14 protein-coding genes are annotated in these 15,749 nt (G+C 34.8%); 5 read left to right on the top strand and 9 right to left on the bottom strand.

Annotation, left to right across the window (positions count from 1 at the left end):
- Positions 1-18: 18 nt before the first annotated feature.
- On the top strand, positions 19-651 hold the full coding sequence (locus tag AC07SW_RS04845; RefSeq protein ID WP_494632361.1) for a YkyA family protein: 633 nt from the start codon (positions 19-21) through the stop codon (positions 649-651).
- A gap of 30 nt (positions 652-681) precedes the next feature.
- Positions 682-1,275 (top strand): FUSC family protein, encoded by a 594-nt coding sequence (locus AC07SW_RS04840; protein WP_135022593.1) that lies wholly within the window; start codon positions 682-684, stop codon positions 1,273-1,275.
- Between the two features lie 20 nt (positions 1,276-1,295).
- Here the strand turns inward: AC07SW_RS04840 and floT are convergent, their stop codons facing one another.
- The 6 genes from floT to AC07SW_RS04810 all read right to left on the bottom strand — a co-directional run bounded on the left by floT (position 1,296) and on the right by AC07SW_RS04810 (position 9,971).
- Complete coding sequence (gene floT, locus AC07SW_RS04835; protein ID WP_034571005.1) at positions 1,296-2,753, bottom strand: flotillin lipid rafts scaffold protein FloT; 1,458 nt, start codon at positions 2,751-2,753, stop codon at positions 1,296-1,298.
- A gap of 38 nt (positions 2,754-2,791) precedes the next feature.
- Positions 2,792-3,307 (bottom strand): NfeD family protein, encoded by a 516-nt coding sequence (locus tag AC07SW_RS04830; RefSeq protein WP_494632408.1) that lies wholly within the window; start codon positions 3,305-3,307, stop codon positions 2,792-2,794.
- Positions 3,308-3,455: 148 nt separating this feature from the next.
- Positions 3,456-6,761 (bottom strand): FtsX-like permease family protein, encoded by a 3,306-nt coding sequence (locus AC07SW_RS04825; protein WP_494632359.1) that lies wholly within the window; start codon positions 6,759-6,761, stop codon positions 3,456-3,458.
- Between the two features lie 15 nt (positions 6,762-6,776).
- Positions 6,777-7,478: an ABC transporter ATP-binding protein gene (locus AC07SW_RS04820; RefSeq protein WP_034571014.1), complete on the bottom strand. Its 702-nt coding sequence runs from the start codon at positions 7,476-7,478 to the stop codon at positions 6,777-6,779.
- Between the two features lie 117 nt (positions 7,479-7,595).
- The gene (locus AC07SW_RS04815; protein WP_034571017.1) at positions 7,596-8,987 is read right to left on the bottom strand and encodes an amino acid permease; all 1,392 of its coding nucleotides are present in this window, start codon (positions 8,985-8,987) and stop codon (positions 7,596-7,598) included.
- A gap of 132 nt (positions 8,988-9,119) precedes the next feature.
- Positions 9,120-9,971, bottom strand: a complete 852-nt coding sequence (locus AC07SW_RS04810) for a GRP family sugar transporter (RefSeq protein ID WP_119907711.1) — start codon at positions 9,969-9,971, stop codon at positions 9,120-9,122.
- Between the two features lie 181 nt (positions 9,972-10,152).
- Here AC07SW_RS04810 and AC07SW_RS04805 point away from each other — a divergent pair, with 181 nt between their 5' ends.
- The 3 genes from AC07SW_RS04805 (at position 10,153) to AC07SW_RS04795 (ending at position 12,926) form a co-directional block, all read left to right on the top strand.
- Positions 10,153-11,412, top strand: a complete 1,260-nt coding sequence (locus AC07SW_RS04805; RefSeq protein WP_494632357.1) for a BaiN/RdsA family NAD(P)/FAD-dependent oxidoreductase — start codon at positions 10,153-10,155, stop codon at positions 11,410-11,412.
- A 164-nt stretch (positions 11,413-11,576) separates the two neighbouring features.
- On the top strand, positions 11,577-12,332 hold the full coding sequence (locus AC07SW_RS04800; RefSeq protein ID WP_135022590.1) for an FtsX-like permease family protein: 756 nt from the start codon (positions 11,577-11,579) through the stop codon (positions 12,330-12,332).
- 24 nt (positions 12,333-12,356) lie between these two features.
- Positions 12,357-12,926, top strand: coding sequence for a P-loop NTPase family protein (locus AC07SW_RS04795; protein ID WP_051915660.1), 570 nt, complete (start codon positions 12,357-12,359; stop codon positions 12,924-12,926).
- Between the two features lie 49 nt (positions 12,927-12,975).
- Here AC07SW_RS04795 and AC07SW_RS04790 read toward each other — a convergent pair whose 3' ends face one another.
- The 3 genes from AC07SW_RS04790 to AC07SW_RS04780 all read right to left on the bottom strand — a co-directional run bounded on the left by AC07SW_RS04790 (position 12,976) and on the right by AC07SW_RS04780 (position 15,742).
- Entirely contained in the window at positions 12,976-13,455 is a 480-nt protein-coding gene (locus AC07SW_RS04790) for an effector binding domain-containing protein (RefSeq protein ID WP_135022589.1), read from the bottom strand.
- A 158-nt stretch (positions 13,456-13,613) separates the two neighbouring features.
- On the bottom strand, positions 13,614-14,999 hold the full coding sequence (locus AC07SW_RS04785; protein ID WP_413489700.1) for an ATP-binding protein: 1,386 nt from the start codon (positions 14,997-14,999) through the stop codon (positions 13,614-13,616).
- A 23-nt stretch (positions 15,000-15,022) separates the two neighbouring features.
- Complete coding sequence (locus AC07SW_RS04780) at positions 15,023-15,742, bottom strand: winged helix-turn-helix domain-containing protein (RefSeq protein ID WP_034571031.1); 720 nt, start codon at positions 15,740-15,742, stop codon at positions 15,023-15,025.
- Positions 15,743-15,749 lie beyond the last annotated feature (7 nt).

Genomic DNA, 15,749 nt, shown 5'->3' with positions numbered 1-15,749 from the left:
TGTTAAAGGGGATTTCTTATGAAAAATAAAACACTAACGATCTTGATAACAGGCTGCTTACTTGTCATTCTTGGAGCTTGTGGTCATTCTCAGGAACGGGCGGGTACACAAGAAATCGCTCAACAAAACTTAGCTAGTCTAAAAAAAGTTGACACTTCTTTAGAGAAATTTGAGACTTTAGAAGATGAGATGATGGACGCTTTGGCGAAAGACTTGAAAAGCTCACATTCTGAAAGTTTGATTTCTAAACAAAAAGGCGCAGTTGGGAAAAATTTCAAAGCGCGTCAAAAAGAGCTGACTATCGTTCAAGACGAAATGTTAAACATTCAAAAAACGATTCAAACCTTAGAAGATTATCAACAAAAAAATGCAGTGGATTTGCCTAAAGAGGATGTAACCCAAGCAATTGCTACCTTAACACAATTAAATAAAACCTATGAAGCATTCGCTCATTATGCAACAGAAGCTAAAGAAAGCGAAGAAACTTTTTATAAAAAATACAAAGCTGACTTGAGTCAAGAAGACATTGCTACTTATTTAAGTAAAATCAATTTAGCACATGGCGCTTTATTCCAACAATTAGAAGTTCTTACTGCTGATTTAAGTTCTGGAAATGCGAGTATGAACGCTTTAGATAAGGCTGTTGAGTGATAAATTTATAGGTGAAAGTGTGATGAATTGATGGAACTTGGAAATTTCAGATTAGGAATGAGAACAATTAAAACAGGAATTGCTGTTGCCGTTTGCATCCTATTATTTCATTATAGTGGTCGCGGAACAGCAATGATTGCTTCGCTTTCTGCTGTGTTTGCATTAAGACAAGATATGGAAACAACTGTAAAATTTGGGAAATCGCGGATTTTAGGGAATACACTTGGCGCTTTATTGGCTGCTTTGTTTATTTTACTTTATCGTTCGTCTGGTAACTTGTTTATTCTTGAAGTCATTGGTGTTCCAGTAGCTGTTATGTTGATTATTGTCATTTGCGATGGTATCAATTATAACTCTGGAATCATTGGGGCTATTGCTACTTTATTAATTATTTATTTTTCGATTCCACCTAATGAAACCATTATTTATGCCTTAGAGCGTGTATTTGATACCTTTATTGGTACATTTGTCGCCGTTGCTGTCAATCACTTAATTAAGGTCCCTGCTCATGAAGAAGTAGCTGATCTTAAAGAAGAACTTTCTGACATTCAAACAGAAGAAAATGAACTGAATGTTTTGTTAACTAAAAAAGAAAACGAAGAAAAAAACCAAGAAACTGATTAGTTTCTTGGTTTTTTATTGGTTTATTTATCTTGATGAATATCCTGATGGATTGTTTGTGGCGCTTTTGAAACAAATTTTTCAATTAATTCTTTAACGTCCAATCCTGTTGTTTCTTTTAAGGTTTCTTGAGTTGTCGCTAAAAGATTGGTAGCATAATTTGACACACGATTGGCTCCTGCACCACTGCCTTCACCTTGTCCGTTGTCAATTACAGTAATTTTTTCGATATTTGCCATTGGTTGTGCAGCTTCTTTCACCATGCTTGGTAGCATTTCAACAACCATTGAAAGAATTGCTGCTTCGCCATATTCCTTGAAGGCTTCAGCAATTTTTTGTTTTGCTTCGGCTTCGGCTTGACCTTTAGCTAAAATAGCTTCGGCTAAGGCTTGTCCTTCTAAGCGGACTTGGTTTGCATTGGCTGTTGCCATTGCTTCTACACGGAATTGATCCGCTTCGGCTTCAGCTACTTCTTTAGCTTTATTTGCAAGTGCATCTTGCTCTTGTGCGTAACGATCTGCATCCGCCTTTTTCTTCACTTCTGAGTCATATTGTTTTTCACGACGAGTGATTTCTTTTTCTTCTAATTCAATTTGTTTTTGACGCTCAATGATTTTTACTTGCATTTCTTGTTCCGTTACTTCTTGTTGTGCTTTTGCACTTTCTAACCCATAGGCTTGATCGGCTTTCGCTTTGGCAATATCTTGCTCTTGTTTGTACGCTGCCAATTTCAATTCTTTTTCTTTTAATGCTTCGGCGACTTCTGTTTCACGTTCTAATTCTGATTTCTTAGAATTTTTTTCAGCTTCCGCACGTTTGATACGTGTTTCTTTGTCTGCTTCGGCAATGGCAATATCCGCATCTCGTTTCACTTGCGCAATTCTTGGTTTTCCAAGTGAATCTAAATAGCCATTTTTATCCCGTACTTCTTTGATGGTAAATGAAACGATAACTAAGCCCATTTTTGCCAAATCAACGCTGGCAACTTCTTGAACACTTTGGCTAAATTTATCACGGTTTTGATAGATTTCTTCGACTGTCATTGAACCTAAGATTGAGCGTAGATGTCCTTCTAAGACTTCTCTTGCTTCATTTTCTAGCTCTTCACGAGATTTACTTAAAAATTGCTCTGCTGCTGTTGCGATTTCTTCAACAGAGGAACCAATTTTAATGATCGATGTTCCATCTGCCATAACTGGAACGCCTTGTTCTGTATAGACTTCTGGTGTTGAAACATCTAATTTACTTGATAATAAGCTTAAACGATTTGATCGTTGAAAAACGGGCATCACAAACGTACCGCCACCACGAACAATTTTAATTTTATTGCCAGCATCGTCTTTAAAGACATTTTTTGAACCTAAATAACTTCCACTGACAATTAATGCTTCATCTGGATTTGCTGTTTGGTATTTTGAAATAAAAACTAGCAAACACATTAACACAACAAAACCACATATTCCAATTACTATAATTGACATTTTTCCCCATCCTTTTCATCTTTCAATTTTATTCACGCTTAAAAATTTTCTTCGTACGGCATCACGTAGGCAACTCGATTGTTAATCTCAATCACCAATATTTTTTCTCCTGCCTTAATTTCCGAAAGAGGTTGATACAAGCTTGCCGGCTTTGTGATCGAACCAGTGACGCTTTTAATGCTGATTTCGCCCATCCCTTTTAGTGGAATCGGTGTAATCACCGTTCCCACTCGACCTTCTAAGTCCTTTTCAGATGAAGAAAGAGTTGCATCAGATTTTCTTAATGGAACAATTAAATAGAAATTCAGTAAAAAAATAATAATAGAAGCAAGGATCCCACTGGTAAGTATGATGAGTCCACTATGAAATTCAGTATGTGCTTCTCCTAAATAACCAAACAAAGCGATAAATGCAAACCAAGGAACAATTAAAACCGGATCAATAGGGCCATCAAAATTGATAATGTCTCCAATAAAAAAACTAACCACGGCTAATAATGCGGTTACAATTAATACGTAAAAATAAATAGTTTCCAAACTATATCCCCACAACATTTTTTTCACATCCCCTCTATATTAAATATTGTATCAATCTTTTTATGAGAAAGATATCATTTTCGTTAAAATAACAATATAAGGAATAACATTAACGTGAAAAAAAGGGTTATTAAAACAAAGTTGTTCTAATAACCCTTTTAAATTTTTAATCGACTGATTTTAAGGCTTCAATCATATCAATATGTTTTAATTTCAAATGCATTGCCCACATCACAATTCCAGAGAATAGGAATGTTAAAGCTGCCGAATAGACGTAGCTTAACACTTTTATGGTTGGGCTAAACATCATCATATCAACTTCTGCGGTTTGTAGCACAAATCCATGAAGGAAGATGCCTAAAAAGGATCCTGTCACAATTCCCATCATGGTTAAGATAATGTTTTCGCGATAGATATACATCGTAACTTCCCCATCGTAAAACCCGAGAACTTTGATTGTTGAAAGTTCTCTAATTCGTTCTGAGACATTGATATTGGTTAAATTATATAACACAATAAAAGCAAGTGCTGCCGCAGAGATAATCAATACCAGAGTCACAATATTTAAGCTGGACATGGTGTCTTTAAAGGAGCTGCCCACACGGTCAACAAAGGTTACTCGTGCGACACTTCCATTCTCCGTTAATCGAGTGCCAAATTGATCTTCCCATTTTTGATTCGCTTTATAATTTAATAGTTCAGTATTATAGAGAGGTTCTTTTTTAAAGAGTTTCTGATAATAAGTGGGACTAATATAAATCATATGGCCTGCATAATTTTCAGTAATGCCAGTAACCTTCAAAGAATAGGTTTTATTGTTTGTATCCTTAATAGAGAGTTTGTCGCCTACTTTTAAATCAAATAATTTTGCAAGCTTTTCAGTAATCACGCCACCCTGCTTAGAAATTTCTTCTTTGGCTTTTGTTTTACGATTATTCAAAAGGACGAACTGATCGAAATTTGTTGTTTTTTCTGGAGTAAACAGCGTCACTTCTTGTGTATTGACTCCTTGTTTTTCCATTTTAAAATTTTCTTGATTAACTGCTAATTGATGTTTAATTTCTTTAGTATCTGTAATTAACTGATTGTATTTTTCTTTATCTGCTTGTTTAGCATCTGGATTAAAAGCAACAATTGCTTGGTATTTCATAATTTTACCGTACTGTAATCCTGCAATATCCGCAATTGAATCCTTTAAACCAAATCCAGTTAAAATTAAAGCCGTACAACCTGCCACACCTAAAACCGTCATCAGCATTCGTTGTTTGTATCTAAATAAATTTCGAGCGGTTACTTTTTCAATAAAATTAAAACGATCCCAAAGAAAGGTTATGCGCTCTAACAAAATTCTCTTGCCATTTTTAGGTGCTTTAGGACGCATTAAAGCTGCAGGGTTGCTCATTAATTCAACTCTGGTGGCGATTAAAGCAGGCAATACGGTACAAAATAGTGCAACTACTAACGACAGAATTCCGTAGCTTAGATAATAGGTAATTCGAATAGCCGGTAAGTTATAAAGGGCCCCATACGCATTAAAAATAATTGTTGGAAAGAGTTGATAACCAATAAATAATCCAATCAAACTCGCGCTACCACTTGCTAATAAGGCATAAATCAGGAATTTTTTAGAAATATCAAAACTTGTATAGCCTAGTGCCTTTAACGTTCCAATTTGAAGTCGTTGCTCCTCAACCATTCGAGTCATCGTCGTTAAACTCACTAAGGCAGCAATCAAAAAGAAAAAGACTGGAAAGACTTGTGCAATGGCTGAAATTCGATTGGCATTATCACTAAATTCTTCGTAGCCAGGATTTGAAGTCCGATCCATCACAAAATATTCAGGTTTTTTTAACGTGGTTAACTGCTCTTTTGCTTCTGCTAACTCTTGTTCGCCTTTGGCTATTTCAGCTTCTCCTTGTTGTTTTTTTTGATCAAATTCAGCTTTAGCTGACTCGTATTCTTTATTTCCTTCATCTAGTTGATTTCTTACCTCGGCTAATTTTTTTTCACCCGTCGCTTTTTCAGAAGCTAATTTTTGTTGACCTTCTGATAAAGCCCTTCTTCCAGCGTCAAGTTGTGTTTTTCCATTAAGAAGAGCCGTTTCTCCATTCGCTAATTCTGTCGCTTTTTGATTTAACGCAGACTCTGCTTGGTCTAATTCTGTTTGACTAGCGCTTAATTTTACTTCTATTGTATCAAGAGAGACCGTCACCTCTTGAGCTGATACTGCACCTGCAAAGTAGGCAGCAATTAGTTCTCCCAACTGTTTATCTACTTGTGTACTACTAGTGATTAAAGTAGTTTTGGTTGCTTCTGGAACTAAGGCAATGGGTACTTTTAAACTGTCTCGGATAGATGTGACAAGGTTCTGACCTTGATTGATGCTTTCAATCGCCGTTGCTTTTTTCGTTGCTAATTCTTGTTGGGCAGCCGCAAGCTGTTTTTTCCCTTCATTTAATTGAGTTTCATTTGCTTCAAGCTCTGCTTGACTTGAAGTAAGCTTTGCTTGATTTTCAGTTAGCGTTGCTTCGCCTTTTGCTATCTCAGACTGAAACGTTTCTAGTCCTGTTTGATAGTCTGACTCCCCGCTAACTAGCTTTGCTTTTGCTTCATCAAGTTGTTTTTGACCATCTGCTAATTGTTGTTTTGCTTCTGTGATTTTAGTGGTTCCATCAGTTATTTTTTCTGCGCCAGTTTGTTTAAGTTCTGCTAGTCTTTCTTCAGGACGTTGGTTAATTTTCTTTTCAACAGCTTTGATTTCTTTGTCAATCTGATCTTCATATTCTTTAGAATAAGCCGCTAATTTTTTGGTAGTATCAAAGGTCAAATAAGCTTCTGTATAAAGATCCGATTTAAAGTCTGATTCTGGAATAACAGCAAAAGCATCTGCTGTTCCTTTCCCAATCGTACTACTACCTCGTTGAAAAGTTTCAATATATTGAGGACTGTTTACAAACCCGACAACTTGATAGTCAACCGTCTTAAAGACACTATTTAAATTGGTTTTATCTCCTTCTGAAGTCAAACTGACCTTGTCGCCAATTTTAAACGTCTGCTGCATTTTTTCAGTATAATCTAATGCTATTTCACCTTTTTTTACTGGTAAACGGCCTTTCATTACTCGGTAATCATTCATTGTCGTTTTTTCTGGTAAGGACATCACCTTCGTCACGATTCCTGTGTTTCCTAAAAAGACATCTTGGCTGTAGCCTCCTGCTACCTCTGCACCTTTTATACTTTTGAGTAAGGTTAAATCCTCATTATTCAATCCATAGGTAGAAACAACTTTGACATCCATTAGATTTTTTTCTTTAAAATAATGGTCCGCAGTATCGATCATATTCGGTCCTGTAGCCTTGATACCTGAAAAGAAACCAACGCCAAGCGTTATGATGGCAAAAATAGATAAAAAACGCGCCTTTGTATGCCATATTTCACGAAAAATATCTTTTAGAAGTGCTGTTTTTTTCATCTTCTCACTGCCCTTCTACCATTCAATGTCTGCAACAGACACTGGATTTTCGTTAATTTTGACACTTCGAACTTTCGCATTATTGATTTCAATCACTCGATCTGCCATTGGAGCAATTGCAGAATTATGCGTAATCACAATGACGGTTGTTCCTGTGTTGATACAGGTATCTTGTAAGAGCTTTAATACCTGTTTCCCCGTTTCATAATCCAAGGCTCCTGTTGGCTCATCACAGAGCAATAATTTAGGTTGCTTAGCTAATGCTCTAGCAATCGCAACACGTTGTTGTTCGCCTCCCGAAAGTTGAGCTGGAAAATTATTTAACCGTTCCCCTAAACCGACTTGTTGCAAAACTTCCGTTGCATCCATTGCACGAGGAGAAATTTGACTTGCCAATTCAACATTCTCTTTGGTCGTTAAATTAGGGACTAAATTATAAAATTGAAATACAAAACCTATTTCATTTCGACGATAAGTCGTTAGCTGCTTTTTAGTAAAGGTGGCAATGTCGACATTATCAACGAATACTTGTCCTTCATCTGCGCTATCCATTCCACCAAGAATATTCAATACAGTTGATTTCCCAGCACCACTTGGTCCTAAAATAACGGCAAACTCGCCTTTTTCAATTTCAAAATTAATGCCATCATTTGCGGTAATGACACTGTCCCCCATTTGATAACGTTTATATTCATCTTTCATTTTCACAAAAGCCATCTTGTCACCCTCTTATTGTTAGTTTCTTCTATTGTAGTTTACCATAAAAAAAATCATTATATAAACACAAAAAACCGCTAAAGAAAAGACTCTTCTTTAACGATTTTATTCATATCCTTATTTTTTATTCATCTTACCAAGTTCACTGTGCTTATAGCCATATAAAACATAAATACAGAAACCGACAACCAACCAAATAATAAAGGCAATCCACGTTTTAACTTCTAATTGAATCATTAAGTAAAAACAAACAGCCATTGAAATAATTGGAAATACTGGGACAAATGGAACTTTAAATTCATTGACTAACGGTTGACCGTAGTCTTTTCTAAGTTTAATAATTCCTGCTGCCATTATTGCAAATGCCATCAACGTCACAATATTCGTCAACTGGGCTAATTGTTCCAAAGGAATCACTCCTGCTAAAACAGCTGAGACAATTCCGATTAAAATCGTCGCATTTTTTGGCGTCTTTGTTTTACTATCAACTTTACTTAATGTTTTTGGCAATAAACCATCACGACCAATTGCATAAATCATTCGGGTTAAACCGTACATCATTGAAATTAATACTGTTAACAACGTCAAAATAGCGCCCACTGAAATAACTCCTGCAATTAAATCATGTCCAATAAAACGAACTGCAAAAGCCACTGGATCTTTAACATCTAATTGTAAATAAGGAACCATTCCGGTTAAAACAAGTGTCACAACAATATAGAGAATCGTCGCAATTGCTAATGAACCGATAATCCCTCTTGGAATGTCCCGTTGCGGATTTTCAACTTCTTCAGCTGCCATACTTACCGCATCAAAGCCTAAAAAAGCAAAGAAAACAATGGCTGCTCCCGTGGCAATTCCTTTAAATTGGAACGGTGCAAAAGGCGTCCAATTTTCTGGCTTCACGTAAAAAATACCAACAACTAAAAATAAAACAATTAAACCAAATTTTACTGCTACCATCACATTGTTTAAACGTAAGGCCTTCTTGGCTCCTTGCATCACTAAATACATGACAACTAACGTAATCAGTACAGCAATAATATCTACATAGGTTCCTTTTTCAGAATTATACGACGCAGTCAATGCTGTTGGAAAAGGAATACCTAAACCTTCTAAAAAACCATGAACGTACCCAGACCAACCAGAAGCAACGGATGCATTTGCTAATAAATATTCACATAGTACAAGCCATCCCGTCATCCAGCCTACCAATTCACCAAAGATGGTGTACGCATAAGAATAAGCTCCACCTGCAATCGGTACTCTTGAAGCAAATTCGGCGTAACACAATGCAGAAAGTGCACATGAAAAAGCCGCAATCACAAACGAAATAATTAAAGATGGTCCTGCATATTTAGCTGCTGCTGTTCCCGTAATAACAAAAATACCTGTCCCAACCATCGCACCTAACCCTAGCAAAATCAGATCAAACGTTTTTAATTCTTTTTTTAGCTTGGACTGTTGGTGAACAGTTGGATCAATTTCTTTCTTTCTAAAATAGCTCATTTAATTTCCTACCTTTTAAGAGAATAATTTCATTTTCATCAAATACTTTTGAAAAGAGCGCTCTGAATTTTTTTCAGAACGCTCTTAGTTTAACATAATTTTTCTATAAATTACACATTCAATTAAAAAGGTTTATGCTTTCAAATATCCTAGTAGCATGCCACCAGCAATCACTAATAAGCAGCCTATAATGACATAGCGAAATTCACGTTTGGTTTTCTTTTCACCTAACAACCAAATTCCACCTAATGTTGAAATAATAATTCCTGTTTGAGAAAGTGAAAAACTAACGGCTAAACCGATTTTTTTCATAGCTATCAGCATAAAAATATTTCCAATTGCCCACAGCAAACCTGTAATCAAATTACGAGCCGTATATTTGTTCAAAACATCTTGTTTAATAGAGAAAATAATTGCACCAATTAGCATACCTACTGATTGAGGTAAGATAACTGCCATAGCATCTACATTTGCAGCTTTAACGGTAATCGTGTACAAGGCATACCCAATCGTTGAGATAGCAATTGCTTGCAATCCTTTTTTCAATTGGTGATTTTCTCCTTCTTCTTTATGATCTGTTACAGCTGTAAATCTGGCACCTAAAATCAAAATAATTAAGGCTATCGTTCCAATACTAAAATCTCTCGTCGTTTGCCATTCTCCAAATAAAATAGCACCAGCCAATGTATTCGCAATCAATTGACCTCCAGTTGAAATAGGTAAGGCCCCTGAGACGCCCATATATTTCATACTTTGAAATTGTTGCTGTTGACCAAGTACCCAAAATAAGCCCGACAATACTCCTGCAATCATAACTTTCATATCTATCGCAGGTTGGTAAACAAAATAAATTCCAATTGAAAAAATAAATGCGCCAATAGTCATTCCAAGTGTTTGATTATAAGCAGTTCCACCGACTTTATTACTTACCAAACCGATACTTCCCCATGCTATTGCGGGTATCATTGCAATTAAAATATCCATACTAAACCTCTTTCCTCTAAAAATAAACTTATCTATTCATCATAACAGAGAAAACGTTCACACAACAAGAAATTACTGTGGAAACTTAATAAAATTTTCAAATTAATGAAGGTTGCTTTTCTTTTTAGTAAAAAATATGCTACATTGATAGAAGAACTTATGAAGAAATGAGGAACGATTCATGACGAACCCCCACGTAATCGTTGTTGGCGGTGGCACCAGTGGCATGATGGCTGCTATAGCCGCTGCAGAAAATAACGCAAAAGTGACTGTAATTGAAAAAAATAAAAAATTAGGACGCAAACTACTTGTAACAGGTGGCGGACGTTGTAATGTAACTAACAATCGTGATGCCGACGAAATCATTCAGCATATCCCTGGCAATGGTCGCTTTTTATATAGCGCTTTTCACCAATTTGATAACTATGATATTATCAATTTTTTTGAATCAAATGGCGTTCGTTTAAAAGAAGAAGATCACGGCAGAATGTTTCCCGTTACAGATAAATCAAAAACGATCCTAGAAGCATTGCAAACAAAAATGGAACAACTAGGGGTTGACATTATTACTGAAAATCCAGTAGAAACGGTTCTTTATAGTGAAGATGCTGTAACTGGTGTACTTCTTCTTGATGGCAGTACTTTAACAGCTGACAAAGTGATTTTATCCACCGGTGGTCGTGCCATGCCTCGTACAGGTTCAACAGGGGATGGCTACAAATGGGCTAAAAAAGCAGGTCATACACTAAAGACGCTTTACCCAACCGAAGCTCCTATTTTATCTGACGAACCCTTTATTCAAGATAAAACTCTTCAAGGATTATCTTTGCGTAATGTAGCATTAAGTGTCTTAAATAAAAAAGAAAAAATCGTTATCACCCACCAAATGGATATGATTTTTACTCATTTCGGAGTTTCTGGTCCAGCAGCCTTGCGCTGTTCAATGTTTGTCCATCAAACAATGACTCGCGATAAATCGGAAGAAGTAACCATGAAACTAGATGTCTTACCGGATTTAAGCATCGGTCAAGTTGAGCAAGAACTTCAAAAACTACTAAAAAACGATGGCGATAAAAGTGTAAAAAATGCGTTAAAAGGACTGGTCTTTGAACGTTATTTACTTTTCAGTTTCCAACGCTTAAACTTAGATGAAAATATGCCTTTAAAACAGATGACATCCGAACAGTTAAAATCATTTTGTAACTTTTTAAAAGACTTCCGTTTTACTGCTAATGGAACACATCCTTTAGAAAAAGCTTTTGTTACGGGTGGTGGAATCAATACAAAAGAAATCAATCCCAAAACAATGGAAAGCAAATTCAAAAGAGGCTTGTATTTTACTGGTGAAATTCTTGATGTCAATGGATATACTGGTGGTTATAATATTACAGCAGCTTTTGTTACCGGACGCATCGCAGGGATGCATGCAGCACTTGACTAACAATTTCAAAAGTGAGAGATTTAAGAAATTATTCTTGAATCTCTCACTTTTTTATATACTTTCAATTCTTGTTTTACCAGAAAAAACATTCTCTATTCACACTTTTTTCACAACTCTTTTATATAATAATTGTAACAATTGGAAATAGAAAGGAGCAACTTTATATGTCATTGATTGAACGAGCCTTTTTAAGTATTCAACATCGTCCTCTTAAAAATAGCCTCCTTTTTTTAGTCTATGCTGGCATCGCTTGCGCTTTTTATGTTCTCTTTTCTATCCAAAATAAACTGAGCAATTCCCTAAATTATTTAAATGATGCTTTAAGTTTCAATCAAAAAAATCAGATTACAACTACGCCATCTTTCAAAGTACTAGTCTCAACTATTACTCAACAAAAGCAAACACTGAATCACTACTTGTTACTAATAGCTATCGTATCTATCATTTTACTACTTTTACTTCACTCTTTCTTTTTATACCAACGAAAGAAAGAATTGCAAAATTTTATATTAATTGGAGAAAAGAAAAAAAAGGTTTTTACACAGATTATATTAGAAAATGGAATTATTTTAAATGTTGCGTTGTTAAGTTTGATGATTCTCTTAAGCTTCTTTGCCCGTCCGATTACAAATCAGATTCAACAACTTGAATTGAATTTGATTCATAGCGATCAGGTAGCTATGACTGCTAAGCAACAGAAATCTCAAATAAGTGCTGAGCCTAACCAATCTGATAGCGAAATCAATGTAACTCGATTTAATACGGTTTTACCGATTGTTAATTCCGAAGAAAATTTTACCGTTAATTTTGCGACTACTGTCCAAAATTACTTAGGTTTTGTTTTATTAATTAATGCTTTTATTGCAAGTAGTTTAATTTTACCAGCTTTATATTTTGTTCAAAAAAGCCACTCATTTTAGTTACTTTTCAAAGGAGGTTTTACAATGGCAACTGACTGCTCTCAACTCCCTCATAGTGTTCTTAATCCTTTCAAACAGAACGGTATTTATCAAATAAGTACACCCTCACAATCCATTTCTACACTACCTAAAAACCTTATAACTTATTTAAAAAAACAAAAAATTCCTGTTGGTTATATTTTAACGGATTCGACCTTTATTCCTTATTTATCAACTTTTCAAAATATCAAATTAAGTTTAAAATTAGCAAAACCTAAATTAAGAAATAGTGATTTTTTAATTCTGGATGCTTTAGAAGAAATGAATATTTCCTATAAATTAGCTCATAAACCAATTCAAGAGTTAACCGCAACTCAATTAAAAGAGGTGCAACTTATTTCAGCTATTTTCAGTGGCAAAAAAATAATTATCGTTGATTCTTGGATCGAGTTTTTATCAGAAACTGAGCAATTAAATTGGTTACTTATTTTTAAAAATTTTGTTAAGGACCGAGGCGTCACTTTTATTTTACTAACCAATTCTAATAAAATTGCTGAACAAAGTGATGACACGTTTCATGAGAAAGATTTTCATCTAAATTCTTTCGATAACTAAATAAAGAGTGATAAAAATCAATTTGATTTTTATCACTCTTTATTTTTTTTTAAAATTGCACTTTATCTGCAACAGGAATCCACACTGAAAATTCAACTGCTGAATCTTGAATAAAGTCATCAACAACTTCTACATTAAAATTACCATTGATTTGAAACTCTGCTGATTGATAAACTTCTCCGTAAGAGGCACCAATAAATTGATCTGCTTCTATACGATTTTTGACTGTTGTTTTAAAAATGGCATACGATCCAGTAGGTACGGTAAAACTTTCTTGATTTGGATCTTTAGAACTAGCTTTAACTCCAACTAAGTAGTTGGGGTCTCCTGAGCTTGCATTATTAACAGCATAGAAATGAGTATCAAGTGCGTATTCCATTAATTGTGCTTTATCTTTTTTTAACACTTCAAGTTGCTGCAATTTCTTATCGCTCATAGCAGGAAACTCACTTGGATTGCTTGGCACAACAATCGGAGTGGAGAATCCAATAATAAGTTGATCTGGAGATTCAATAATTGTAAATGGCATAAAAATACGCTCCTTTAAATTTTTTATTAATCCTTGTTAAAGTGCCGTAACTATAGCATAAAAATTAGTTAATTGTAAATTATTATACTTTTTTTAATTTAATACACAGCCTAATTTATACAAGCAAAAAGGATGAGAATTTTATTTCTCATCCTTTTTTAGTCATTTGTTTCAATTGGAAATGCAAGTTTAAAAGTTGTTCCAGAACCTTTTTCACTCGTTACCGTCACTTTAGCTTGATGTAAATTCATCAATTGTTGGACAATTGCCAAACCTAATCCAGATTCACCATATTTGGTATTTTTCCTGGAGACATCTGCTTTGTAATACCGTTCCCAAATATTTTCAACTTCTTCTGCAGTCATTCCAATTCCAGTATCTTGGATTTCAATAATGGTTTCAGTTAAAGTTTTTGAACCATTGATAACAATACTGCCATCAGTTGTAAATTGGATTGCATTTTGAAGAATATTTACAATAATTTGAACGAATCGGTCGTAGTCAGCATATACTGTCAAATCTGCTGGACAATTTAATTCTAATTGATTTCCAGCATCGTTCGCCTTATTCTTTAACTGCTCTACGATTACAGTCAAAGCTTCTTCTGCATTGAAGGTTTGTTTTGTTAAACTAATTTGGTTTGAACGAATTTTTTCATAATCCAGATTTTCATTTACTAGACGGATCAGTCTTCTCGTTTCATTTTGCATCAGCTGAATACTACGTTTTTTCTGATTTTCTGGAATCATATCGTATTCTAATCCTTCTAATAAGCCATTAATCGTTGTTAAAGGTGTTCGCATCTCATGCGCTGCGTCTGCCATAAATTGACGTCTCCGATTCTCCTGACGCTCAATTTCTTCATGAGAAGCTTTTAGAGAACGCGCCATTCCATTAAAATCTTCTGCCAAATCATCAAATTCATCACGGTCTTTGTTTTCTAAATAAACATCAAAATCTCCTTGGGAAATACGATGAGTTGCCTTTCGCATTCGGTTGATTCGATTGACTTGATATTTTGCCAAAAAGAAACTTAAGAACATCGCTCCAATACTGGAAAGTAACAATGCAATAAATAAGTTATGTTTTAGATCTTTAATGCTAGATTCAACTCCACTCACTGGTGCTTCAACCGCTACTACACCAGCAAATTTTCCTGTATCACGTTTAAAGAATGGTTGAAAAACTCTAATCTGTTCGACTTTATTTCCTAAAAAATCAGTATTGTTAATTGAAGAGGCAATCTGGTTTCCTGCTTGCAATGCCTTCCAATCCTTTTCAGAAATATTTAAAGAATAATTTTGTTCTTGTTTAGGGGCAATCATTTCTTTTTCTTCATTAAAAATAGACATATTGACATTTTGGCTTTTTAAAACGACTTGAATTAAATCCACTTGGTTAATCAAGCCATCATCGATTACGGATTGTGCGTAGCCATATAATTGTTTTTCAGTATTTTTATAGACTGTACTACTAGCAAAATTTGAAAACGAAATGCCAATAATGACTAAAATGGTCAAAATTACTGCAAAAAATGCCAACATTTGTTGATAAAGGTATTTCAATACTACTCAACTCCAGTGTCATCAAATTTGTATCCAACACCCCAAACTGTTTGAATCACTTGTGGACCTGTTTTTTCAATTTTTTGACGCAGCTTTTTAATATGGGCATCAACCGTTCGTTCATCTCCATAGTATTGATAATCCCAAACAATCGTTAATAGTTGTTCTCTTGAAAAGACTTGTTTAGGATTTTTAGCAAGCGTATATAACAATTCAAATTCTTTTGGTGTGAGTCCTTCAATTGGTTTATGATACAAAAAGGCTTCTCTAGTTTTAGTATTAATTTTAAGGTGATCTGTTTCAACTTCAAAATCTGCATTTTTTGCTGAGCTTTCCATACCTTCCTCATGTCCTAAATCTGCTCGACGATGAAGTGCTTTGATTCGTGCAATTAAGGTTAGCGGGCTAAATGGTTTTGTTACATAATCATCAGCTCCCATTTCTAACCCAATTACTTGATCGCTTTCTGAATCTTTAGCAGTCAACATAATAATTGGAACTGTTTTTGAAACTTTTCGAATTTCACGGCAAATTTGAATACCATCCATTGTAGGTAAATTTAAATCTAAGGTAATAATATCCCAAGCATTAGGTTGTGTCAAAAATGCATCTAAACCTTCTTTTCCATCTTGTTTAAACAGTGCATCCCAATCTTCTTTTAAGAAAAACATTTCCATCATTTCACAGACAGATTGGTTGTCTTCAATCATTAATATTTTCATCTAATCC

Source organism: Carnobacterium sp. GW821-FHT04C06 (genome assembly GCF_059420345.1).
This window is presented reverse-complemented; position numbering and strand designations above follow the sequence as displayed.